Genomic DNA, 23,206 nt, shown 5'->3' on the forward strand with positions numbered 1-23,206 from the left:
TCAGTCTCCGACAGAGGTTCTGCCGATTTCATCGACAGCAGATTGTAGGGCGATCCGGTCAAGGTTTTCGACTGGCAAGGAGGTGAACGCCTCGATCCGGTGCTTCAGCGCGCCATAGGCTGTTTGGAAAGCTAGGCTTTTCTCGGCATCTGTTCCGGTTGCTTTGACTGGGTCTTCCATGCCCCAATGGCCGCTGATCGGTTGGCCCTCCCAGGCGGGGCATTCCTCGTTCGCTGCCCTGTTACAGACGGTAAAGACAAAATCCATCTGTGGTGCCTCAGCCGTGGCGAACTCGGACATATGCTTTGAACGCAGGACCGAGGTATCGTGACCCTTATCGTGCAAGACCTGCACGGCAAATGGGTTCAGCTCGGACGCGGGTTGCGTTCCTGCGGAATAGACGGTGAACCGATCCCCACCCATCTGGCGCAGCAGCGATTCAGCAAAGATCGAGCGCGCAGAGTTTCCCACGCACAGAAACAGAACGTTGAACTTGCGGTCAGTCATTTCGCCTTTTCCTTTTGTTGAAGGCATACAGAGATCGGGCCGCCCTCGGCAGCAATCGACGATCAGGAAATCCAGCATCCCCTGCACATTCTTCATGTCGATGGAGTAGAGCAGCGACGTGCCAGAACGTTGCTGTGTCACCAACCCGCACCGTTGCAGCGCGTTCAGATAGTTCGACATGGTGCTGGGCTTGATATCCAGCTCAGATGCCAGCTCACCTGCCGGCACGGTGTCAGGAAACCGACGCATTAACATGCGAAACACGGTGATGCGTTGTGGGTGGCCCAGAATGGCCAGCTGATCTGTGATTCTTTCTATCATATTTCATGAATTATCGAAATAATGTTGGCCGATCAATCCAAGTTCGACCTTTTTACAGAACTTTCATAAACTGAGGTGCCCGCTGATTTCCCATGCATATGCATCTGGACTTGCGGGCCCGATCATGACGGTCTAAATGACGCTCCGCACCCGGGCGTATCCTGTCAGGGCGACCATAGGTGCCGCTGTAGCTCAGCTGGTAGAGCACGTCATTCGTAATGATGGGGTCGGGGGTTCGAGTCCCTTCAGCGGCACCAAAAAACTGGCTTTAAAGCACTCACCGAAGCGATCGAACGAATGTGACGCAACGTCCGAATTTAAGACCGTTTGGTTAGGAAGTTGACGTAAACGTAAGCTTGCCAATGAAAATTTTGACTGACCGGTCAAAAAAACGCAAAAACTGGCGGAATTCCATACCTCCCACAGTCAAATAAAACTCGTAGATGCGCCGTGTCGCTGCGGGTTCCGCTCACTCACAAAATTTCCTTGAGCCAGTTCCCCCTCACGGTTCGGAAACGACCCGCAGCGACCTCATTGATTAAGAAATACACGCGCTGGAGTTTAACAATGTCGATTAAGTCGCTTCTGAACCAATGGTTGGAAAACAAATCAGTCCGTATTTCCATACCGGGAAATCTTGCTCCTGACTCATCTGACAACGAGCGTTTCGATGGAGGCCTAGACCAATCGGAAACCAAAGCTCTTTTTCATAGCGTGCTCCATGAGAAGCAAAATGATGGAATTGAAGGTCGCAGATAAGCCTGCGAGCGTTGCACCCAAGCTCAGCTTAGCGCTTACGCGCGTTTTTCGCCGATCGATGCGACGCCCAGAACATCCAGGACTTTCGCCTCGATATGTTCGGCATTCATACCCGCCACGGCATACATGTCAGCCGGGCTGGCCTGATCGACAAAGATGTCGGGCAAAACCATAGATCGGTATTTCAGGCCCCGATCAAACACCCCTTCATCCGCCAACAATTGCGCTACGTGGCTGCCGAACCCGCCCACAGCGCCTTCTTCAATAGTGATCAGCGCCTCGTGCGTTTCCGCCAGACCCAGAATCAGATCGCGATCCAGTGGCTTAGCGAAACGGGCATCTGCGATGGTGGGTGTGATCCCCCGCGCGGCCAGCGACTCGGCGGCTTTCTGCACCTCTGCGAGGCGTGTGCCAAAGGAGAGCAATGCCACGCGCGCGCCTTCCTGGATCATGCGGCCTTTGCCGATCTCCAGCACCTCTCCGCGTTCGGGCAGGTCAACGCCCACACCTTCGCCACGTGGATAGCGGAACGCGATGGGGCCTTCGTCATGTGCGACTGCGGTGGCCACCATATGCATCAGTTCCGCCTCATCTGCGGCGGCCATGACAACCATACCTGGAAGGTTTGATAGGTAGGCAATGTCAAAGGACCCTGCATGGGTTGCGCCATCGGCACCGACCAGCCCGGCGCGGTCGATGGCAAAGCGGACAGGTAGGCGCTGGATCGCCACATCATGCACCACCTGATCGTATCCGCGCTGTAAGAAAGTCGAATAGATCGCGCAGAAGGGTTTCATCCCGCCCGCCGCCAGCGCTGCCGAGAAGGTCACCCCGTGCTGTTCTGCAATCGCCACGTCGAAACAGCGCGATGGGTAGCGTTCCGCAAACAGGTTCAGCCCGGTGCCGTCTGGCATCGCCGCCGTGACGGCGACGATCTTGTCATCGCGCGCGGCCTCTTCCACCAGCGTCTTACCAAAGACCGACGTATAAGATGGTGCGTTCGATGGCGCCTTTTTCTGCTCACCCGTCACCACATCGAACTTGGCGGTGGCGTGACCCTTGTCGCGGGCTTGCTCGGCGGGGGCGTAGCCTTTGCCCTTCTTGGTCAGAACATGAATAAGGATCGGACCCGTCGCACGCGCTTTGACCGTGCGGAGCACCGGCAGCAATTGGTCCAGATCATGCCCGTCGATTGGACCGAGATAGGAAAAGCCAAGCTCCTCAAACAAAGTGCCGCCAACGGCCATGCCTTTCAGCATCTCCTTGGCGCGCTTGGCCCCTTCGCGGAACGGCTCAGGCAGCAGCGACACCGCACCCTTAGCAGCGGCTTTCAGATCGTGAAAAGGTTCTTCCGCATAGATGCGCGACAGATAGTTGGACAGCGCACCCACCGGAGGGGCAATGCTCATCTCATTGTCGTTCAGAATGACGATCAGCCGCTTTTTCAAGTGACCTGCATTGTTCATCGCCTCAAAGGCCATGCCCGCCGACATCGACCCGTCGCCGATCACCGCAATCGCATCGCCCAGCCCTTCGGGCGTCACGCCACCCAGATCGCGCGCAACGGCAAAGCCCAGCGCAGCACTGATCGAGGTCGAGCTGTGCGCCGCGCCAAACGGGTCATACGGGCTTTCGCTGCGCTTGGTGAACCCGCTCAGGCCATCCTTCATGCGCAGCGTGCGGATACGGTCGCGCCGCTCGGTCAGGATTTTATGAGGATAGCACTGATGGCCCACATCCCAGATGATCTTGTCGCGGGGTGTGTCGAACACGGCATGCAGTGCCGTGGTCAGTTCCACAACGCCCAGACCCGCGCCCAGATGCCCGCCTGTCACCGAGACGGCGGAAATCGTCTCGGCCCGTAATTCCTGTGCCAACTGATGCAACTGCGCGTCCGAAAACTGCTTGAGGTCGGCAGGACGGCTCACAAGGTCCAGCAAGGGCGTATTCGGACGATCAGACATTTAGCGCGTTCCTGACTTAGCTGTCCCGGGCAATAACGAAGCGGGCGGCATCCTTCAAGGTTTCGGCCCTTGGTCCATATCCATCCAGCGCGGCGCAAGCCCGATCTACCAGTTCTGCCGCACGGGTTTTGGCAGGCCCCAACCCCAGCAGCGACACAAACGTGGCTTTGCCCGCATCCGCATCTTTCTGCAGCCGTTTTCCGGCGCGCTCCGCATCACCTTCCACATCCAAGATGTCATCTGCGATTTGAAAAGCAAGGCCAAGGGCTTGGGCATATTGGCGCAAGGCGGACGGATTGGCCTGTGCCAGCCGTGCACCGGCACAAGCAGACCATTCGATCAGAGCGCCAGTTTTTCCGGCCTGCAAATGGGTAATCGCCTCAAGCGACAAAGGATCGGCCGCCGATTCAGCAGCGATGTCCAGAGCCTGACCCATGACCATGCCTTGCGCACCACTGGCTTTGGCCAGCGACAAGGCCAGATCCGCACGAATTTCGGCATCGCCAACCTCGGGGCGTGTGCACAGCTCAAAGGCCAGGGTCTGCAGCGCGTCTCCGGCCAGAACTGCCGTGCCCTCATCCCATTTCACATGGGTCGTGGGGCGCCCGCGCCGCAGGTCATCATCATCCATGCAGGGCAGATCGTCGTGGACCAGAGAATAGGCATGCAATGCCTCAATCGCCGTGGCGGGCCAGATCGCGCGGGCTTCGTCCACGTCATGCAGGCGGGCGCTTTCCAACACGAGAAACCCCCGCAACCGCTTGCCACCCCGAGTGGCATAGCCCATGGCCCGCGTCACGTCGAAATCATCGAAGCCGCTCAGCACATGGTCAAACTGCGCCTGAATTTGCGCGGCGTCCTGTGCCAGCCTGTCCCGAAACATTTACTGACCGTCGACAGGTGTCGTCCCGGTCGGCTGGCCGCCTGCGTCCAAAGTGATCGCGGCAACCTTCTCTTCGGCCCGCTTCAACTCGTCCTCGCAGCGTTTTTTCAGGGCCGCTCCGCGTTCATAGAGCGCAATTGACTGATCCAGCGCCACGTCGCCGCGTTCCAACTGGCCGACCACAGCTTCAAGCTCTTTCATCGCCTGCTCAAACGTCATCTGTTCAACTGGGGTATCGGTCATCGTGTTGCCTTCATCAGTTCTTTCACATGGGCGCGCGTCGCCTCGGCCAGTGCGTTCAGATCATACCCGCCTTCCAGAGTCGAGACGATACGGCCCTTACAAACCTCATCGGCGATCTTGCACAGCTCAGCTGTGATCCATGCAAAATCGTCGGTGGACCAGTTCAGATTGGCCAGCGGATCGTCCTGATGGGCGTCAAACCCGGCTGAGATGATGATCAACTCAGGCCTGAATGCCCTCAGACGCGAAAACGCCTGCGTTTCATAAGCCGCCCGCATCTCGGCCCCACCCGTGCCGGGGGCCAGTGGTATGTTCACGATGGTTTCGTATGCGCCGGTCTCATCCGGCCGTCCTGATCCGGGCCACAGGGGCATCTGCTGGCTGGTAATCACCAACGCGCGCTTCTCGTCCCACAGCAGATCCTGCGTGCCATTGCCGTGATGGACATCGAAATCCACCACCGCGACGCGGCTTAACCCGTGATGATCCAGCGCATGTTTCGCCGCGAGCGCTGCATTGCCGAACAGGCAAAACCCCATTGCCTTGTCTGTTTCCGCATGATGGCCAGGGGGGCGAATGGCACAAAACGCGTTCGGAGCCTCGCCCCCAAGCACCAGATCAACCGCCCGCACCACGGCGCCCGCCGCGCGATAGGCCGCATCGACCGATCCCGGGGACATAAAGGTATCCCCATCAATCTGCGTATAGCCTTCTGCCGGGCGCGCTGCGCGAATATCCCGGATGTAGTCCTGCGGGTGAACCCGCAACAGATCATCATCCGCTGCCATTGGGGCCGTTCTACGATCCAAATCCAAAGGTTCCAGAGCGTGCAGGATATGCTCCAACCGTGCCACCCGCTCGGGATGTCCATCCGGCGTCACATGTCTCAAACAGTCGGCATGGGTCAGCAAGGCAGTCTTCATCGGGATCCCCTGTTCATATGGTTAAAAATATCCTCGCCGAAGGCATAAAATCGCCGCGCAGCGGCCCAATCAATCCGGGGCCAGCATATACCCGGCACCGCGAACGGTTTGCAGGTATCGGGGCTGCTTTGGGTCCTGCTCGATCTTGCGCCGCAACCGCGTGATCTGCACGTCCACCGCGCGTTCCTGCGCTTGCCCCTTGTCACGGCCCAGATCCTCGACCAGTTTCGCCCGGCTGATCGGTTCGCCCGGCTGGGCCGAGAATATCTTCATCAGCTGGCTTTCGGTCGCGGTTAGGCGCACCGGGTCTTCGCCCTGCCACATCTCGCCGCGCTCAATGTCATAGCGGATCGGCCCCAATGTCAGGATCTTCGCAGTCGCATCCTGAGCGGGCGCTTCTGGCATGCGTCTTAGAATGGCGTTGATGCGCAGCAGCAGCTCTTTCGGCTCGAATGGTTTGGCCAGATAGTCATCCGCCCCTGCTTCCAAGCCTGCAATCCGATGTTCGGTTTCCCCCCGGGCGGTCAGCAGCAGGATCGGAGTGCTGTGTGTTTCGCGCAGTGATTTGGTCAGGCTTACGCCATCTTCGCCCGGCATCATCACATCCAGTACGATCATGTCGAAATCCAGCCCGGACAGAACCCGCCGTGCATGGGCCGCATCGCGGGCCGCCGTCACCAGAAATCCGTTCCGCATCAGAAACTTCTTCAACAGATCGCGAATGCGCTCGTCATCGTCGACGATCAGCAGATGGGCGTCCATATCGCTCATGAGGTCGTATCCCGCAACTTCGTGTAAGCATGACGCATATCAGCATCCATCATCGCTTCAAGAACTTTACGAAATCCAGCGACGGCTTCGGGCCCCGCATCCTTATACGCCGCACGCATCCGGGCGCGCTGAGCATCGGACAATGTCGCCTCTAGCGCATGGCCTTTTTCGGTCAAGAACAGATGCCGCTCGCGCTTGTCCGCGGTTCCAACCCGGCTTTCGACCATCCCATCCTCGATCAATGTCCGTAGGACCCGGTTCAGGGATTGCTTTGTCACACCCAGAATGGCTAGCAGGTTGTTGACGGTCGTGCCCGGCGCGCGATTGACGAAATGGATCGCCCGGTGGTGCGCGCGGCCATAAGACATCTCGGATAGGATACGATCAGGATCAGCTGTAAAGCCGCGATAGGCAAAAAACATGGCCTCGATCCCCTGCCGCAACTGCTCATCAGTAAGAAACAACAGGCTTTCGCCCCCAAACTTCGGGGCGGGACGGATTTCGGACATATCGTGCCTCATGCGTTACACGGCTCCGAGTTTATGTCAGCGTTATTGACATTCCAAGGGCAGACAGGTATCGAATCTCAGTTTTTGCGCAAGATTGTGTCCGCATCGGACCTAAATAGCGCAACAATCGGAAATTCAACCCAAGGCTGGAGGTTTCGCATGGCGGGTTATGATGATCGTGATGGCACCATCTGGATGGATGGCAAACTGGTGCCCTGGCGTGAGGCGAACGTGCACATTCTGACCCATGCTATGCACTATGCCTCGTCCGTGTTCGAGGGTGAACGCGCCTATAACGGCAAGATTTTCAAAAGCCGCGAACATTCCGAGCGTCTGATCGCCTCGGCCGAGGCTTTGGATATGCCGATGCCCTACTCGGTCGAAGATATCGAAGCCGCCAAGGAAGAAACCCTGAAAGCCAGCGGTCTGACGGACGCTTACGTGCGGGCCCTGGTCTGGCGCGGCTCGGGCGAGGATATGGGTGTCGCCTCAGCCAAGAACCCGGTGCGCATGGCCATCGCGGTCTGGCCTTGGGGTGCCTACTATGGCGATGCCAAGATGCAGGGTGCCAAGCTGGACATCGCGGAATGGAAGCGCCCCAGCCCTGAAACCATCCCGGTGCACGCCAAAGCGGCGGGCCTGTACATGATCTGCACGATCTCAAAGCACAAGGCCGAAGCCAAGGGGTGTTCCGACGCGCTGTTCATGGACTGGCGCGGCTATGTGGCCGAGGCAACCGGCGCGAACGTGTTCTTTGTCAAAGATGGTGAGATCCACACCCCACTGGCCGATTGCTTTCTGAACGGCATCACACGTCAGACCGTGATTCAGATGCTGAAAGACAAGGGCCTGACCGTACATGAGCGCCGCATCAAGCCCGAAGAAATGGCGGATTTCGAACAGTGTTGGCTGACCGGCACAGCGGCCGAGGTCACGCCTGTAGGCCAAATCGGTGACTACACGTTTGAGGTGGGCGACATCACCCGTGAGATCGCCGAAGACTATGAGAAACTGGTGCGCGCCTAAGCGACGTTGAGGCATCAGCTTTGAACCCTCGCGTTAAGCGGGGGTTTTTCTTTGCGGATCGTTCAAGTTCTTGTGCAGATCGTTCAGACATCTGGACGAACGCATGGGCCGCTGTAGGTTAGACCCATGCTTGACCTGCTGAGCGATATCCTGACACGTCTGTCCCTAAGGGGAACGTTCTACTTCCGAACCTCTTTCACGCCACCCTTCGGTGTCCAGGTGCCATCCTATCAGAATGTGGCGCGCTTCCACTTCGTGCAGCGGGGTGAGCTGAAGGTATTCGTCTCTAACACAGGCGAAACTGTGCGACTTAAGCAAGGCGACCTGATCCTGATCCCCCACGGTTCTGCCCATGCACTGCTATGCAACCAGGTCCAACCGGTCGATGCGTTGCCGCTTGAACAGGTGCTGAAGGAGTCGGGCTACCAGGGGGACGGTGTGCTGGTCCACGGCGGTGAAGAGACCGGGCGTGACACTCAGCTGATCTGCGGTCATTTCTCATTCACGGGTCCGCCGGGGCGCCAAGGTACCGGCCATATGCTGATCGACCGCCTGCCACCTTACATCCTGATCGAGAACTATGGCGAAGAGGCCGGGGCCTGGATCGAAGCCACGCTTCGCATGATCGGGTCTGAGGTTAGCGGTGCGCGGATTGGCGGTGACTTGATCGCTCTGAAGCTTTCGGAAGTTCTGTTTGCGCAGGCGATCCGCGCCCATCTTGAACATCAAAGCCCTACGGATTCGGCCATTGCGGGGTTTGCTGACCCTCGTATCTCGCGCGCTTTGACTGCATTTCATCAAGCGCCCGCGCAAGAGTGGAGCGTTGAGTCTCTGGCGCGTGAGGCGGGGATGTCACGCACGGCCTTCGCGCAGCTTTTTGCTGAGAAGATGGCGACTACGCCAATGCAATATCTGACCGATTGGCGCATGCAAATCGCTTGCCATGGCCTGACCGAGGCGCGCTGGAATGTGGCTGATGCGGCGGCAGAGGTTGGATATGCTTCTGAAGCCGCCTTTTCCCGTGTGTTCAAGAAACAGATCGGCTTGTCCCCGGCAGCCTATCGATCGATGCACTGATCGACCAGGTTTCTGAACGATCTGCACGATTTCGCGTACGATCCGGAATTCTGCGACCGAATACCTGCACCTAACTTGGGGCCATACCAACCCAGGAAAGGAAATCGCAATGTCTGTTCGCTTTGTCACCCGCTCCGTCCACGCATATCTGGACTATCCTGTCGCCATCGCCTTGATGGTGCTGCCCTTCGTGCTTGGACTGGGTCAATCCAATCCACTGGCTTTGTGGCTGTCTGTCGTCACCGGGGCGGCTGCCTTCGTGCTGACTGTCCTGACGGATCACCACCTCGGCATCTGGCGTGTGTTGCCCTACAAATTTCATCTGGCTGTCGATCTGCTGGTCGGCATTACATTCCTGTTTGCACCCAGCATGTTTGGGTTTTCGGGTCTGGACGCAGCATTTTACTGGCTGAACGGGGCTGCAGTTGTCGCGGTTATCTCGCTCAGCGCGCCCGAGCAACGCGTAGCCGCCTGAGCAGTTATCCACAGGGCTTCATAATATCATCGTGATAGTTTCAAGAAACTGAGCCGTCCGTTTTACAAATGGGCGGCTCACTGTGGCTTACCAATCGCGCGCCTTCGAACAGGTGTCCAGACAGGAGAGCCCCCAATGACCAAATTCCTTCGCCCCAACCGCCGCATGTTTCTGGCTGGAAGCACCGCTGTTGCAGCCTCGCTGTCGATGCCAGCGATCAGCCGCGCCGCTTCGCGCCCGGTGTTTACCCACGGCGTTCAGTCGGGCGATGTGGACACAAGCTCTGGCATGATCTGGACCCGTACAGATCGCCCGGCGCGCGTGATGATGGAGGTTTCGACCACCGAGAGCTTTGCTGATGCCCGCCAATTACCGCCAATGGATGCGATCCCAAACAGCGATTTTGCGGTTAAGCGTCTCATTGATGGGCTGCCCTCGGATCAGGATATCTTCTATCGTTTTGTGGCCGCTGATCTGAGCGATATCAACACCATATCAGAGCCTATTATTGGCCAATTCCGCACCGCGCCGACCGCACGGCGCAATATTCGGTTTGCCTGGTCGGGGGATACCGCCGGTCAGGGCTGGGGCATCGATGACGATGGAATGCGCACCTATGCGACCATGAGCCAACACCGGCCCGATTTCTTCATCCATTCTGGCGATACGGTCTATGCCGATGGCCCGATGCAGGACGAGGTTGAAAAAGACGGGCAGGTGATCTGGAAGAACGCCACTCTGATCGATGAGAAACGCAAGGTTGCGGAAACACTGGATGAATTCCGCGCTCAGTGGAAATACAACATGATGGACGAACATGTGCGGGCGATGAATGCGGTTTGCCCGACCTTTTTCCAGTGGGATGACCATGAAGTGGTGAACAACTGGTCGGATGCCAAAGACCTGATTTCCGATGACCGGTATTCCGAGAAATCGGTGCATGTTCTGCAAGCCCGCGCGGGTCGTGCCTTTCATGAGATGACGCCGCTGCGGATCACTCCGGCTGAACCCGGTCGGGTTTATCGCAAGATATCTTACGGTCCGATGCTTGAGGTGTTCTTCTTGGATCTTCGCAGCTATCGCGGCCCGAACGGCCCGGCGATGGAAGATGAGATCACGGACCAGTCCCGCATTCTGGGCGCGGCACAGTTGGATTGGTTAAAGCGCGAACTTGCAGCATCACAAGCGACCTGGAAAGTCATCGCCTCGGACATGCCGATTGGCTTGATTGTCTGGGACAACTGGAAGGAACAGGCCGGGGCAGAGGCGATCTCGAACGGTGATAGTGGACCAGCCAAGGGTCGCGAGTTGGAGATTGCCGATCTGCTGCGGTTCATCAAAACCGCTGGCGTCGCCAACACTGTCTGGTTCACTGCGGACGTACACTATACAGCGGCGCACTACTATGACCCTAACAAAGCACAATTCCAGGATTTTGAGCCGTTTTGGGAGTTTGTGTCTGGTCCTCTCCACGCGGGAACTTTTGGCCCGAATGCGCTGGATGGTACCTTTGGTCCCGAGGTGAAATTTGTCAAAGCCCCCGCCAAAGGGCAGGGTGTCAATCTTCCCCCAAGCGCCGGTCTGCAGTTCTTTGGTCTGGTCGACATTGATGGTGCTACGCAACAGATGACGGTGCGCCTGATGGATCGTGCCGATACCGAGCTTTGGTCGGTGACTTTGGATCCGCAGGGTCAGTCCATCTGATACTTGTTTCCCTGTGACTTGCGCCCTCGTTGTTTTTCGAGGGCGTTTTTTCCTTGCAATAGTATACAAAAATAGTCAGATAAAAGCCAACGCCGGATTGTACCTTGTCCGGCCATGGGTTTCGGGGCGGTTTGCAGGCTTAGCGCGCAACTTGGTGATGGCGTGTCGCCGCTCCGAAAACGACCGCGTTGGGTTCTGGCATGGGCGATCCGCTTGAAGAGATCATTGCACGGCATGACGCTGCAACCGCTTGTGGCTGCAGCTGCTGCGACACTGACTTTGCAGCCTATTTCGACTGCACGAAACGCGAGAGCGCGATTTCTGAACGGCCCGAGGACGCGACACCACCTGAAAGCGCCACCTGCCGCATGGATTCGATACGCTACATCTTCGAAAATGTACTTCTAAGGCGCTTCGAATAAGGCAGGTGTGGCCCTCTCACATCCTGCCCGTCACGAAACCCCTTAGTAATCAACGCCCCGCTGTGCCTTGATGCCTGATTGGAAAGGGTGTTTTTCTTCGGTCATTTCAGTGACCAGATCGGCATAGTCACGCAGTGCTTGCGGCGCGTCGCGGCCCGTCAGGAAAACGCTAGTCTTATCCGACCGCGCCTTAAGACCGTCTAGTACACGCTCGACCGACAGGTATTCATACCGCAGCGCGATATTAATCTCGTCCAGAACTACCAGATCATAATCCCCGCTGGCCATCAGATCGCAGGCTTTGTCAAAGGCAGCGGTAGCGGCGGCAATATCGCGTTCGCGATCTTGTGTGTCCCAGGTAAAGCCTTCGCCCATCGTGTGCCACGTCACCAGATCGCGGTCTTGAAAGAACCGGCGCTCGCCCGTCTTCCACTTGCCTTTGATGAACTGAACAACGGCAACCTTTTGCCGCCAGCCCAGCGCACGGATCACAACACCAAAGGCTGCCGAGGACTTCCCCTTACCCTTACCAGTATTGATCAGAACCAGGCCGCGCCCCGGATCGACCGCCTCGGACACTTTCTTGCGGTGCTTGGCCTGCACCTTCTGCATCTTTTCCTTGTGATCCTGCGCGTCGCTCATGGGGCACCCTCATTGATTGTTCCGCCCAACCTAGGCGAAGTTTGCGAAAGGTAAAGATCAGGCTTTGGGGTCCGTGACCGAACGGGCCTTGCCTCGTTCCAGCCCAAGCTGATGCTCGCGCCAAATCACGACTACATTGCCCGCGATCACCAGAGTAGCCCCCAGCAGAATGGCCAGTGTTGGCAGTTCATCAAACCAGACATAGCCAATGAAGATGGCAAACAGCATCGTCGTATAGTCATAAGGTGCCAGCATTGAGGCTTGCCCGAACCGATAGGATGAGGTGACCAATATCTGAGCCACTCCGCCAATAAGGCCCATTGCAATCAGTATTAGAGCCTGATTAAGGGTTGGCATTGTCCATCCCCAGAACGCAGTCAACGAGGAGAGTAGCGTCGCGGTCATCGAGAAATAGAACACGATGGCGGCGGGATGGTCGACCTTAACCAGTTGGCGGATATGGATCTGTACAAAGGCGCGGGCCAGCGTTGCGGCTAAGACGCATAGCGCGCCTATGGTTGCCGCCATTTCCATCTGGGTGCTGCCCAGCCGGGGCCAGATCATGATCAAAACGCCCAGCAGCCCCAATGCAACCGCACCAATGCGGATCATGCGAATGCGCTCGCCCAGCATCACGGCGGCCAGAATCAGGGTGAAGATCGGGGTGGCGTAGCCAATGGCCGTGACCTCAGGCAGGGGCAGCAGGCTGAGGCCGGTAAAGGTCAAGCCCATGGCGCTGGTGCCCAACACACCACGCCAGAAATGGCCCATAGGCTTCTTGACGACAAAGCCTTGCGCCAACTCTCCGCGCCAGATCAGCCAGGCAATGATCACCGGAACGGCAAAGAGTGAGCGAAAAAACACCAGCTCACCCGGCGGGAAATCCTCGGACAGGGCTTTGACCAGTGCCGACATCGAAGTGAACAGCATCAGCGCGGCCAGTTTCAGACCCACGGCAAGCATAGGTCGATGCGATGTTAAGGATTGTGCCATGTGCGGCGAACCTGCGCCTTTGGCGCGGAAAGATCAACGACGGGATTGTACCAACTATGCAGATTTCCAATGATCGGGAACGGGGTGGCCGATTTCCTCTGCCAGAGCCTCAAGATATCCCAGCATCACTGACACACGCGCGGTCGCCAGATCCCGTCCGCTCTGTGTAAGCATGCCGGACGCTAGGTCGAGCAGTTTGATCTTCCAATGGTCGATCGCGAATGTCAGATCGTCCAGATTGCGGTTTTCTGCAAATGGGTCATCAAGATCGTAAAGCGTCCGGTCCAGAGCACCGGCCACGGTGAAACACCGGGCAATCCCAATTGCCCCAAGCGCATCGAGGCGATCCGCATCGCGCAGGATGCGGGCCTCGGGTGAGCGAGGCGGGATATTGGCCGAGTAGCTGTGCGCTTCGATTGCATGTTGGGTGGCATGGATCGAGGGGGCGTCAAAGCCCAAATCGTCCAATATAGACTCTGATACCTGTGCCGATTTACGAGATGCGAGATGCCGGTTCGGATCGTTTTTCGGCAGGTTGACCAGATCGTGCAGATAGCACGCGGCCATGAGAACCTGCATATTGGCCTGATCATCTGCAATGGCCTGTGCGTTGCACCAGACGCGGTCCAGATGCGCCAGATCATGGGCTGGGTCAGCCTGCATGCGCTGCGCGACGATGCCGCGCAGCTGGGTGCGGAGATCAGCCAATATGGCCACGGTTCTCACCGATCTGACCGCGATGCAACAGCAGGTGATCCAGGATCACGCAGGCCATCATCGCCTCGCCTACCGGCACGGCTCGGATTCCGACGCAAGGGTCGTGGCGGCCTTTGGTGATGATCTCGGTTTCCTCACCGGATTTGGTAATCGTCTTGCGGGTGGTCAAAATCGATGAGGTCGGTTTGACGGCAAAGCGCACCACGATGTCCTGTCCGGTCGAGATGCCGCCCAGAATGCCGCCCGCATGGTTCGAGCTGTATTGGGGGCCTTTCTGGCCCATGAAGATCTCATCTGCATTGGCCTCGCCGGTCAGTTCGGCGGCGGCCATGCCTTCTCCAATTTCAACGCCTTTGACCGCGTTGATCGACATCATCGCAGCGGCCAGATCAGTGTCTAACTTGGCGTAAACGGGTGCTCCGATCCCAGCAGGGACACCGCGCGCCACGACCTCAACTACGGCGCCGACCGAGTTGCCGGATTTGCGCAGATCGTCCAGATAGGCGGCCCAGTCCTCGGCGGCTTGGGGGTCAGGTGTCCAGAAGGGGTTCTGTGCGATCTGCGACCAGTCGAAATTGGCGCGGTCGATCCTGTGCGGGCCGATCTGGGTCATGTAGCCGGTGATCTGCACATTCGGCGCGATTTGTTTGATCGCCTCGCGGGCCAGCCCTCCGGCCGCGACGCGCGAGGCGGTTTCACGGGCCGAGCTGCGCCCGCCGCCGCGATAGTCGCGGATGCCGTATTTCTGCCAGTAGGTGATATCGGCATGTCCCGGGCGAAACTTGTCGATGATATCGCCGTAGTCTTTCGAGCGCTGGTCCGTGTTCTCGATCATCAGCTGAACGGGCGTGCCGGTGGTCTGACCTTCGAACACGCCGGACAGGATTTTCACCTGATCGGGCTCGCGCCGCTGGGTGGTGAATTTGTTCTGCCCCGGTTTGCGCCTGTCCAGCCAGTGTTGGATCATCGCGGCGTCGACTGTCACACCCGGAGGGCAGCCATCAACGGTTGCACCCAATGCGGGCCCATGGCTTTCACCCCAGGTGGTGACGCGGAAGAGGTGTCCAAAGCTGTTCATCGACATGGGGCATGCTCCTTTGTGGGTTGTGATTAGCGGGCACAGGGCTTGGCCTCAAGCGGATTTCGGATAAGGGGGGAGGGGGCCAGCCCCCTATTGAGCCGTTGGCTCAATTCACCCCCGGGATGTTTTTGGCCAGATGAAGTGGATCAGGCTTGCGCTTTCAAGGACTGGCGGGTTTTGGTGATCGCAAGCGCAGCGTGTGCAGCCTCGCGGCCTTTTTGCACGAAGTGGTCGCGATAGATGGCGTTGTGGTGATCGGTTTCCTGATACTGATGTGGGGTCAGTGAGACCGAGAGGACGGGAACGCCCGTATCAAGCCCGGCCCGCATTAGCCCATCAACTACGGCTTGAGCCACAAAATCGTGCCGGTAGATGCCACCATCCACCACAAACGCCGCACAGGCGATTGCAGCGTAGCGTCCGGTTTGGGCCAGATCACGGGCCAGTAGCGGCAGTTCGAACGCACCAGGGACATCGAAGACATCAACCTGATCGCTGGGGATGAGTTGCAGAAACCCATCCAGTGCACGGTCGACAATATCGGAGTGCCAGTTGGCTTTGATGAAGGCATAGCGGGTGTGTGTCATTCGGGCCTCCTGAGTTACAGACACGTCACCCAAGGCGATCACGAGCAGGCGCGCCGCTGGGCGGCACGATGCACGTTCTCTTTCATCCGGACTGTAACCGTCGGCTCTGGCCTCTCACCAGATCTGCTGACACCCCGGAATTAGGGGCCGCTCGCGGGCTTACGGGTCTTCGCCCGCATACCGCCGGTGGGGAATTTCGCCCCGCCCTGAGAACAGGCGCGACCTTGCATAGAACCCACCTGATCTGCAAGAGATTTGACAGGAGGATTTTTATGCACCCCAATCCCGCATTTCGTGCCGAAGAGCGCGACCGGCATATCACCTTTGCCCGTGACCGTGGCTTTGGCGTTTTGGCTGTGTCAGGCGATACCGCGCCGATCATGAGTCATGTCCCGTTTCTGCTGGATGAAACAGGTGAGCTGGCCGAGTTGCATCTGGTGCGGTCGAACCCGATTGTCAGGCTGCTCAAGCAACCGCGCGCGGTGCGGATCGCTGTAACTGGGCCGGATGCGTATATCTCGCCCGATTGGTATGCGGTGGATGACCAGGTGCCCACCTGGAACTATGTGGCGGTTCATCTGATCGGTCGCCTTGAGCTGCGCCCGCAGGAGGAATTGTTGGATCTGCTGAACCGGCAATCTGCCTTCTACGAACAGAAACTGCTGCCGAAACCCCCTTGGGTCACAGGTAAGATGTCAAAGGATGCGCTGGCCCGGATGATGCGGATGATCGTGCCTTGCCGGATGCAGGTTGAGGATATTCAGGGCACCTGGAAACTGGGTCAGAACAAGCCCGATGAGGTGCGACGCGCTGCGGCGGATCAGGTGGCGACCGGTTTTGGCGCTGAAACCGATCAGCTGGCCGCGCTGATGCGTGAGGTGTAGAAGACCCTGTTTAGAGCCTACTTTTTCTCAAAAAACAGGATCACCTCGCCAATGCGGACCCCAAAACGCGAGACATAGGCGCGGTTTAGCAGGCGGTCATCCTCCAGCAGCCACATCCAGTCGTCGAACTTCACGCGCATGGTGCCGTCCTTGATCGGCAGGTCGATCTTGTATTTCCAGTTGAAGGTGTCACCGCGCTCGATCCCTTCAGCGGTGCCAAGCACGCCGGGGGCGGTGCCGGTCCAGGTATCGGCGCCGGTTTTGGTCAGTGTCCAGATACGCTGCTCGGTTGCGCCGTCGTCATAGACGAAATCCTCGACCAAGGTCAGCGTTTCTCCGTCCCAGGTTCCGTCGATATCCACGGTAAAGCGGCGCGGAACGTTGCCGAGGATGTCCTGAAACTGACCATAAGCGACGGTTTTGCCTTCGAAAAACTCCTCGAGGTTCAATTCACGGTCCGAAAGGAAGGTCTTTGGCACGCGGGGCTTGGCCGAGCAGGCGGCCAGAACCACAAGGCACGCGATGGCGGCAAAGGTGATGACAAAGCGGGCGCGGATCATTGAAGTGGTCTTTCCGCAGCCTTGGCATCATAGCCATTTGCGCCGTTCAGATGCGCGGTCTTGACCTCGGGCGCGGGGCGCATCGTGGCGACCAGCTCGGCCACTTTGATGCCGAACTTGCGCATTTCCGAGCGGTTCATGATCGCGCCATTTTCCGTCAGGTACATCCAGTCGGTGACATCCAGCGTATGCCCGCCTGCATCTTCAGGCAGGATGATCCGATAGGTCAGTTTGACTGTCGAGCCCGAGATCTCTCCCTTTCCTTCACCGACAATGTCATCCGCCGTGGCGATGAACGTGTTGCCGGTGCCCAGTGTCAGATACCATTTGCGGGTCATCTGTTTGCCATTGGAATAGGTGAACCATTCGGCCAATGTGCCCGAGTTGCCGTCCCATTCGCCGACCATGCGCGCGACAAAGCTGTTCGACATCTTGCCATTCGGGCCATAGATCAGGCCTTCGGACAGGATTTCGCCATTCAAGTGCTCTTTCAGCGAGAAGTTGGGGCCCGTGCCCGCATAATCGGCAGGCGATTGTGAGCGAAAGCTGAGGAAACGCCCCTTGGCCGCCAGAACAGCGAGGATGGCGAGTAGAAGCACGACAAGTGTATTCATTTGGCTGTAACCTCCGTGGGCAGGGTCAGAACCATCCCGAACGCGCCAAGCTTGAGGATGCAGGGCAGTACGGCATAGGCGAGGTTGAGTGTTTTCAAAGCCTCGACACTATTGGTTTGACCGGGTGTAAAGCCGCTGCGCTCCAGCAGTGGCAGAGTGAAAAAGGCAGCGAGGGCAAGGCCCAGCTTGCCGGCAAAAGACCAGATGCCAAAAGCGGCCGAGGCGTTCAGCCCCGCGCGTGTCAGCACCACGGAAAACATGGCAGGCAGAACAACCATATCCGCCCCAAGCGCCGCGCCAGACGCGATGCAGATGATGGCGAAACCGGTGAGGTCTCCGGAGGATAGCGTTGCGGCACCGATGAAGCCCGCGATGGAGAGCGGCATGGCGATGATCAGGGTCTTTTTCGGGCCGATCCGATTGCTGAGCTTGGCCCAAAGCGGAACGCTTGCGCCTGCGCAGAGGAAGAACAGGATCAGCAGCGGCCCCGCCTTGCCGGGCAGTTGCAGGCGATCTTCGACAAAGAACAGGAACAGTGTGGATGTGATGGCGACCGGCAGGCTGTTGACCAGTGCCAATGCCAGTAGACGCAGCGCTCCGGCCTGCCCAAGTCCGGCAAAAGACAAGCCCTGACCGGTGATCGGCGTGCGTCGCCAGATTGGAATGGTCAGGATTAGGGTCAACAGCGCCAAAAAGCCCAGAAACAGGCCAAAGGCGGGGTATCCTTGTGCGGATGCACCCAAGGCCACGAACAGGGCCGGGGCGCTGGCGGCGATCACGACGCCTGTCAATTGCCCGCCTTCGCGGAAGGCGGCGAGCGTCATCAGCTCTTTGGCATCGGCCTTTTTTGCAAGCGTTGCGCTGCGACCATATAAAAGGATCGTACCGAGGCTGTAGGCCGAGAACAGCAAGATCAGGACCGCCACCAAAGTGGCAATACTGGCGCCTGCGGGCAGGCCAAACAGCAGGGGGAAGCCGATGGCCAGACCCAGCGCGGCCAAGGCGGCGAACAAAAGCTGCCTGCCTGGCCAGCGGTCGATGGCCCAGCCGATCAGCGGGTCCTGCACCAGATCGACCAGCCGGATCACAAGCAGAACCGTACCAATCACCCCAAGGCCGATGCCCAGATTCACCGCCGCAAAGCGTGGCAGGTGAATATAAAGCGGAATACCCGCCGCAGCGAGCATCAGCGCATACAGGCTGACACGGGGGTACAGCATCACTGGCCCTTCAAGCTTTGCGTAAAGCTGGCCGAGCGGGTGTTGTTGCCCAGAAAGATCGACATGAAGGACTTCTTGATGTCGTTGCTCGCCAATGTGCAGGTCTGGGTACCATTCCGCCAGAAGCCAACCTTGTTTGGCCCCTCTGAGATTGCCAGATAGCTGTCCCCTTTGCTGACAGCCTGAAAGCACTTTTCAAGCTGCGCCTGCGTGGGCTGCGGATTGCCCTGACGGGCCATTTCTTCCAGCGTCGATTCTACCAGCGCCTTTTGTTTCAGGTTTTTGCGGTAGGTCAGTTTCAGGCCAAAATCCTGGCTCCAACTGAACGCGGCTCCGCTTGGTGTGTAGAGTTTCGCATCATACAGCGGCAGGCCGAGAAACCGAAAGGTCCCGCTGCCGATCTGTTTGGGATCTTGCAATTCGCTTGCCAGCGGATCAGCCGCCAGCCCACCGGGGGCCAGCAGCGTCAAGGACAGAAGCCCAGCGCGCCACAGGCGTCTATTCAGCCGCAACAGCAGGGATGGCCGGGTCTTGTTCCAAAGTGCCATGGTCAGCTCCGATCGTTTGCGAGGTGCCCTTGATGCGATCCACAACATGCATCGCGCTGGCAATCCCGTCTTCGTGAAACCCGTGCCGGTTATAGGCTCCGGCGAACCAGGTCCGGTTCTGTCCCTGCATCTCGCGGATTTGCCCTTGTGCTTTCAGGGCGGCCTTGTCGAACACCGGGTGGGCAAATTCGACCTGATCATAGATTTTATCCGCGGCAATCTCTGACGACGCGTTCAGCGTCACGAACAGCGGATCGCTGTCCGGTATATTTTGCAGCCGGTTCATCCAATAGGTGACACCAACGTTTCCGGCTTGCGAGCGATAGGTCCAGCTGGACCAGCAGGCACGACGCTTGGGCATTTGGCTGGGATCACAATGTAGAATGGCGCTGTTGGGCTGATACCGGATCGCTTCCAGGGCAGCAGCCTCAGCCGTGGTGGCGTTTTCGCCCAGAATGGCGCGAGACTGGTCGGAATGAGTGGCTAGAATGATCTCATCAAACTGGTCAGTGTGGCCCTGACTGGTCACCGAAACGCCCATGTCGTCGCGCTGAACGTGATCGACCGGGGCAGCCAGTCGAATATCGCAGCCCCGTTCGCGCAGGGCGGCGTCGATGCGGCGAACATACTCGATGCTGCCACCTTTGACCGTATACCACTGATGCTGATTGGCCCGGCCACTGGCCAGCAACGCATGATTGCGGAAGAATTGTACCAGCGAGCGCGCCGGGAACTGATCGACAAACTCCACCGGGGTCGACCAGATCGCGCCGCACATCGGCATCAGATAGTTGTGGCGGAACCAATGGCCCAGACGCATCTGATCCACCAACTCTCCGATTGTGGTGTCATCATCCTTGGCAGCCTCGGGTGCTTCTTTGCTGAACCGCAGGATGTCGGCGATCATCTTGTAGTAGGACGGGCGCGCCAGATTCCGTTTCTGCGCGGTCAGGGTGCGCAGGTTGTTCAGCCCATACTCGATCCGACCGTTGTCGATGGTTGCGCCAAAGCTCATCTCGGATTTGATGACCGGCACGTTCAACTCGTCAAACAGCTTGGTCAGATAGGGGTAGGTCGCATAGTTGAAGACGATAAACCCGGTATCGACAGGCTGATCGCCATTCTTGCCGGCCATGACGGTACGCGCATGTCCCCCCAGCCGGGGTTCGGCCTCGTAAATAGTAATGTCGTGATCTTCTGACAGATAATAGGCTGCGGATAGACCGGAAATGCCTGCACCTACGATTGCGATTTTCTTGCGTTCGCCTCGCGTTTCGTCGAACATGTGATCCCCTTAGTGCGACATTTTACAAGGGGATACGTAGCAGGTTTGATGTCGGATCAATCAGATTAGATTAATTTCCACGTTGCTCTATGTTGTGAGGTCTGTGCTGATTTTCCAGTATGGCGGCGTGATCCAGCACCCGTGCCCGACCGTAAAATAAGCATCAGAACACAATACGGCCCAGACATGAGCAGCTTTGACGGAAAAACCTATTGGATCGTTGGCGCCAGCGAGGGCCTGGGCCGCGCTTTGGCCGAGGGGCTCAGCCGCCGGGGTGCGCATCTGATCCTGTCGGCGCGCAATGCGGATCGGCTGGCCGATATCTGCGCGAGCCTGCCGAATGCCCGCGCGGTTCCTTTTGACGTCACCGATCTGGATGCTGTGCGCCGTGCTGTGGCCGAGGCCGGTGCGGTCGACGGGCTGGTTTATAATGCCGGGGCCTACGAGCCGATGCGCAGCGCCGATTGGGAGACCGAGGCGGTACTGGCCATGACCGACGTGAACTACACCGGTGCGTTACGGGTGTTGGGTGAAACGGTGCCGTCTTTCGTGCGTACAGGCCGCGGCGATATCACCCTGATCGGGTCCCTGTCTGGCTATCGTGGGTTGCCCGCGGCTGTGGGCTATGCGGCCAGCAAGGCGGCTTTGGTGTCGCTGGCGGAAACCATGCGCTTTGATCTTGCGGGTACCGGGGTCACTGTGCGCATCGTCAACCCGGGCTTCATTAAGACCCGTCTGACCGAGAAAAACAATTTCAAGATGCCGATGTTGATGACGGCTGAGGACGCGGCAGACCGGGTGATCAAAGCGATGTCGCGCCGTCGTTTCCGGACTGACTTCCCGGCCCCATTTTCATGGGTCATCCGGTTGCTGGACTACCTTCCGGATTGGCTGATCTATCGCGGGAAATAGCGCTGATCCAGGGTCAACCGCAGGTCAGGCGTTGGATCACGCCGGTATCATCCACAAACACATTCAGTCGGTCGATCCGATAATCCTGGGTTGCAATGTCGTTTGGCCCCAGTACGCGACTGCGTTCGGGCAGATTGGCTTGAATGGTTGAAACCGGCTGGCCAATCGTCTCGGCAAATGGATCACCCTGACAAAAGGCCAGATCGACAGGCGCGGCCTCTGGCTCAATCGGAATATCTTCGGGTGGGGGTGGTTCTGAACAGGCCGCCAGAAGGATCAGGATCGGAAAAATTCGGTGCATTGGCGTTCCTCATTCGGACAATGTCGTTTCTTCAATATCAAAAGTTTAGCCACTCTGTCATGAATGCATAGTTGAAAGAACCCCGTTTTTGACGCAGGGTTTGGACAAACAAGACTGGGAGACAAGCACTATGCGCACCCGTGCAGCCGTCGCCGTTCAGGCTGGCAAGCCTTTGGAAATTATGGATGTGAACCTCGAAGGCCCCAAGGCGGGTGAGGTTCTGGTTGAGATCAAGGCCACCGGTATTTGCCACACAGATGAGTTCACCTTGTCGGGGGCAGACCCCGAAGGCCTGTTCCCGGCAATTCTGGGCCACGAAGGCGCTGGCGTGGTGGTCGAAGTCGGGCCGGGCGTGACCAGCCTGAAACCCGGCGATCATGTGATCCCGCTTTACACCCCGGAATGCCGCGAGTGTGAATATTGTCTGCATCCCAAAACGAACCTGTGTCAGGCAATCCGTGAAACACAAGGCAAGGGCCTGATGCCGGATGGCACCTCGCGGTTCTCGACGCTGGATGGCGATCCGATCCTGCACTACATGGGCTGCTCGACCTTCTCGAACCACACGGTTCTGCCAGAAATCGCGCTGGCCAAAGTGCGCGAGGACGCGCCGTTTGACAAGATTTGCTATATCGGTTGCGGTGTAACCACCGGCATCGGCGCGGTGATCAACACCGCCAAGGTCGAACTGGGTAGCCGTGCCATTGTATTCGGTCTGGGCGGTATTGGCCTGAACGTGATCCAGGGCCTGCGTCTGGCCGGGGCCGATCAGATCGTTGGTGTCGATCTGAACCCGTCGAAGGTGGAAATGGCGACCAAGTTCGGCATGACCGATTTCGTGAACCCAAAAGAGGTTGAAGGCGATCTTGTTCCCTACCTGGTGAACCTGACCAAGGGCGGTGCTGATTATACGTTCGACGCCACCGGCAATGTTGGCGTGATGCGCGACGCGCTCGAGTCGGCGCATAAAGGCTGGGGTGAGTCGATCATAATCGGCGTGGCACCTGCGGGTGCCGAAATTTCGACGCGCCCGTTCCAGCTGGTCACCGGCCGCTCGTGGCGCGGCACGGCCTTTGGCGGCGCGCGGGGCCGGACAGATGTACCCAAGATCGTTGACTGGTACATGGACGGCAAGATCGAGATCGACCCGATGATCACCCACACCATGAGTTTAGACGACATCAACCACGGCTTCGACCTGATGCATAAGGGTGAAAGCATCCGGTCGGTGGTGGTTTACTGACAAGACAAAAATACTTTCCAAGGGCGGGCTTTTGC

Annotated in this window: 26 protein-coding genes, 1 tRNA gene and 1 riboswitch; of the genes, 9 read left to right on the forward strand and 18 right to left on the reverse strand. The window is 58.2% G+C overall.

The annotated features are described in order from the left end of the window. On the reverse strand, positions 1-828 hold the full coding sequence (locus tag ACR0KG_RS01065) for an arsenate reductase/protein-tyrosine-phosphatase family protein (RefSeq protein ID WP_480550898.1): 828 nt from the start codon (positions 826-828) through the stop codon (positions 1-3). Between the two features lie 181 nt (positions 829-1,009). Here ACR0KG_RS01065 and ACR0KG_RS01070 point away from each other — a divergent pair. Continuing rightward, positions 1,010-1,085 (forward strand) — tRNA-Thr (locus ACR0KG_RS01070). 537 nt (positions 1,086-1,622) lie between these two features. Here the strand turns inward: ACR0KG_RS01070 and dxs are convergent. From dxs to ACR0KG_RS01100, 6 genes are all read right to left on the reverse strand, one after another. Further along, positions 1,623-3,551 carry a 1-deoxy-D-xylulose-5-phosphate synthase gene (dxs, locus tag ACR0KG_RS01075; RefSeq protein ID WP_480826235.1) on the reverse strand — a complete coding sequence of 643 codons (1,929 nt, stop codon included), beginning with the start codon at positions 3,549-3,551 and terminating at the stop codon, positions 1,623-1,625. A gap of 16 nt (positions 3,552-3,567) precedes the next feature. Then, entirely contained in the window at positions 3,568-4,434 is an 867-nt protein-coding gene (locus ACR0KG_RS01080) for a polyprenyl synthetase family protein (protein WP_480826236.1), read from the reverse strand. Further along, entirely contained in the window at positions 4,435-4,677 is a 243-nt protein-coding gene (locus ACR0KG_RS01085; protein WP_170534025.1) for an exodeoxyribonuclease VII small subunit, read from the reverse strand. Continuing rightward, positions 4,674-5,600 carry a histone deacetylase family protein gene (locus ACR0KG_RS01090; RefSeq protein ID WP_480826237.1) on the reverse strand — a complete coding sequence of 309 codons (927 nt, stop codon included), beginning with the start codon at positions 5,598-5,600 and terminating at the stop codon, positions 4,674-4,676. Before ACR0KG_RS01090 ends, ACR0KG_RS01085 begins: the two co-directional genes overlap by 4 nt. A gap of 69 nt (positions 5,601-5,669) precedes the next feature. Next, positions 5,670-6,371 carry a response regulator gene (locus ACR0KG_RS01095; RefSeq protein WP_480826238.1) on the reverse strand — a complete coding sequence of 234 codons (702 nt, stop codon included), beginning with the start codon at positions 6,369-6,371 and terminating at the stop codon, positions 5,670-5,672. After that, on the reverse strand, positions 6,368-6,880 hold the full coding sequence (locus tag ACR0KG_RS01100; protein ID WP_480826239.1) for a MarR family winged helix-turn-helix transcriptional regulator: 513 nt from the start codon (positions 6,878-6,880) through the stop codon (positions 6,368-6,370). The genes ACR0KG_RS01095 and ACR0KG_RS01100 overlap by 4 nt, the downstream gene beginning before the upstream one ends. A 159-nt stretch (positions 6,881-7,039) precedes the next feature. On the opposite strand from ACR0KG_RS01100, the gene ACR0KG_RS01105 reads away from it, so the two are divergent. The 5 genes from ACR0KG_RS01105 (at position 7,040) to ACR0KG_RS01125 (ending at position 11,584) form a co-directional block, all read left to right on the forward strand. Next, entirely contained in the window at positions 7,040-7,906 is an 867-nt protein-coding gene (locus tag ACR0KG_RS01105; RefSeq protein WP_480826240.1) for a branched-chain amino acid aminotransferase, read from the forward strand. Between the two features lie 126 nt (positions 7,907-8,032). Further along, positions 8,033-8,983, forward strand: a complete 951-nt coding sequence (locus ACR0KG_RS01110; protein ID WP_480550912.1) for an AraC family transcriptional regulator — start codon at positions 8,033-8,035, stop codon at positions 8,981-8,983. A 109-nt stretch (positions 8,984-9,092) separates the two neighbouring features. After that, on the forward strand, positions 9,093-9,458 hold the full coding sequence (locus ACR0KG_RS01115; protein ID WP_353008637.1) for an SPW repeat domain-containing protein: 366 nt from the start codon (positions 9,093-9,095) through the stop codon (positions 9,456-9,458). 135 nt (positions 9,459-9,593) lie between these two features. After that, complete coding sequence (locus tag ACR0KG_RS01120) at positions 9,594-11,162, forward strand: alkaline phosphatase D family protein (protein ID WP_480826241.1); 1,569 nt, start codon at positions 9,594-9,596, stop codon at positions 11,160-11,162. Positions 11,163-11,362: 200 nt separating this feature from the next. Beyond that, entirely contained in the window at positions 11,363-11,584 is a 222-nt protein-coding gene (locus ACR0KG_RS01125) for a hypothetical protein (protein WP_480550917.1), read from the forward strand. A 42-nt stretch (positions 11,585-11,626) separates the two neighbouring features. Here the strand turns inward: ACR0KG_RS01125 and cobO are convergent, their stop codons facing one another. From cobO to ACR0KG_RS01150, 5 genes are all read right to left on the reverse strand, one after another. Next, the gene (gene cobO, locus ACR0KG_RS01130) at positions 11,627-12,226 is read right to left on the reverse strand and encodes a cob(I)yrinic acid a,c-diamide adenosyltransferase (protein WP_480550919.1); all 600 of its coding nucleotides are present in this window, start codon (positions 12,224-12,226) and stop codon (positions 11,627-11,629) included. Positions 12,227-12,283: 57 nt separating this feature from the next. Beyond that, a complete protein-coding gene (locus tag ACR0KG_RS01135) occupies positions 12,284-13,219 on the reverse strand; it encodes a DMT family transporter (RefSeq protein WP_480826242.1) in 936 nt (311 codons plus the stop codon). 54 nt (positions 13,220-13,273) lie between these two features. Then, complete coding sequence (locus ACR0KG_RS01140) at positions 13,274-13,936, reverse strand: HD domain-containing protein (RefSeq protein WP_480826243.1); 663 nt, start codon at positions 13,934-13,936, stop codon at positions 13,274-13,276. Next, the gene (gene aroC / locus ACR0KG_RS01145) at positions 13,920-15,020 is read right to left on the reverse strand and encodes a chorismate synthase (protein ID WP_480826244.1); all 1,101 of its coding nucleotides are present in this window, start codon (positions 15,018-15,020) and stop codon (positions 13,920-13,922) included. The genes ACR0KG_RS01140 and aroC overlap by 17 nt, the downstream gene beginning before the upstream one ends. Before the next feature lie 143 nt (positions 15,021-15,163). Further along, positions 15,164-15,604, reverse strand: coding sequence for a 6,7-dimethyl-8-ribityllumazine synthase (locus ACR0KG_RS01150; RefSeq protein ID WP_480550927.1), 441 nt, complete (start codon positions 15,602-15,604; stop codon positions 15,164-15,166). Positions 15,605-15,674: 70 nt separating this feature from the next. Beyond that, positions 15,675-15,822, reverse strand: a riboswitch (FMN riboswitch). A 54-nt stretch (positions 15,823-15,876) separates the two neighbouring features. On the opposite strand from ACR0KG_RS01150, the gene ACR0KG_RS01155 reads away from it, so the two are divergent. Further along, positions 15,877-16,488, forward strand: a complete 612-nt coding sequence (locus ACR0KG_RS01155; protein WP_480550929.1) for an FMN-binding negative transcriptional regulator — start codon at positions 15,877-15,879, stop codon at positions 16,486-16,488. Between the two features lie 17 nt (positions 16,489-16,505). On the opposite strand, the gene ACR0KG_RS01160 is transcribed toward ACR0KG_RS01155, so the two are convergent. From ACR0KG_RS01160 to ACR0KG_RS01180, 5 genes are read right to left on the reverse strand one after another with little or no spacing between them, the layout of a single operon-like run. After that, the gene (locus tag ACR0KG_RS01160; protein WP_480543515.1) at positions 16,506-17,048 is read right to left on the reverse strand and encodes a DUF3833 domain-containing protein; all 543 of its coding nucleotides are present in this window, start codon (positions 17,046-17,048) and stop codon (positions 16,506-16,508) included. Further along, positions 17,045-17,662 (reverse strand): DUF3833 domain-containing protein, encoded by a 618-nt coding sequence (locus ACR0KG_RS01165; RefSeq protein ID WP_480550931.1) that lies wholly within the window; start codon positions 17,660-17,662, stop codon positions 17,045-17,047. The genes ACR0KG_RS01160 and ACR0KG_RS01165 overlap by 4 nt, the downstream gene beginning before the upstream one ends. Next, on the reverse strand, positions 17,659-18,882 hold the full coding sequence (locus ACR0KG_RS01170) for an MFS transporter (RefSeq protein WP_480550933.1): 1,224 nt from the start codon (positions 18,880-18,882) through the stop codon (positions 17,659-17,661). Before ACR0KG_RS01170 ends, ACR0KG_RS01165 begins: the two co-directional genes overlap by 4 nt. Then, on the reverse strand, positions 18,882-19,430 hold the full coding sequence (locus ACR0KG_RS01175) for a hypothetical protein (RefSeq protein ID WP_480543509.1): 549 nt from the start codon (positions 19,428-19,430) through the stop codon (positions 18,882-18,884). Before ACR0KG_RS01175 ends, ACR0KG_RS01170 begins: the two co-directional genes overlap by 1 nt. Then, complete coding sequence (locus tag ACR0KG_RS01180) at positions 19,381-20,715, reverse strand: NAD(P)/FAD-dependent oxidoreductase (protein WP_480826245.1); 1,335 nt, start codon at positions 20,713-20,715, stop codon at positions 19,381-19,383. Before ACR0KG_RS01180 ends, ACR0KG_RS01175 begins: the two co-directional genes overlap by 50 nt. Positions 20,716-20,901: 186 nt before the next feature. Here ACR0KG_RS01180 and ACR0KG_RS01185 point away from each other — a divergent pair, with 186 nt between their 5' ends. Beyond that, positions 20,902-21,627 (forward strand): SDR family NAD(P)-dependent oxidoreductase, encoded by a 726-nt coding sequence (locus tag ACR0KG_RS01185; protein ID WP_480826246.1) that lies wholly within the window; start codon positions 20,902-20,904, stop codon positions 21,625-21,627. Positions 21,628-21,640: 13 nt separating this feature from the next. Here ACR0KG_RS01185 and ACR0KG_RS01190 read toward each other — a convergent pair whose 3' ends face one another. Further along, a complete protein-coding gene (locus tag ACR0KG_RS01190; RefSeq protein ID WP_480550938.1) occupies positions 21,641-21,928 on the reverse strand; it encodes an I78 family peptidase inhibitor in 288 nt (95 codons plus the stop codon). Between the two features lie 130 nt (positions 21,929-22,058). Between ACR0KG_RS01190 and ACR0KG_RS01195 the strand changes: the two genes are divergently transcribed. Next, positions 22,059-23,171 (forward strand): S-(hydroxymethyl)glutathione dehydrogenase/class III alcohol dehydrogenase, encoded by a 1,113-nt coding sequence (locus ACR0KG_RS01195; RefSeq protein ID WP_480826247.1) that lies wholly within the window; start codon positions 22,059-22,061, stop codon positions 23,169-23,171. Positions 23,172-23,206: the final 35 nt, after the last annotated feature.

The organism is Ruegeria sp. H4 (assembly GCF_056533065.1).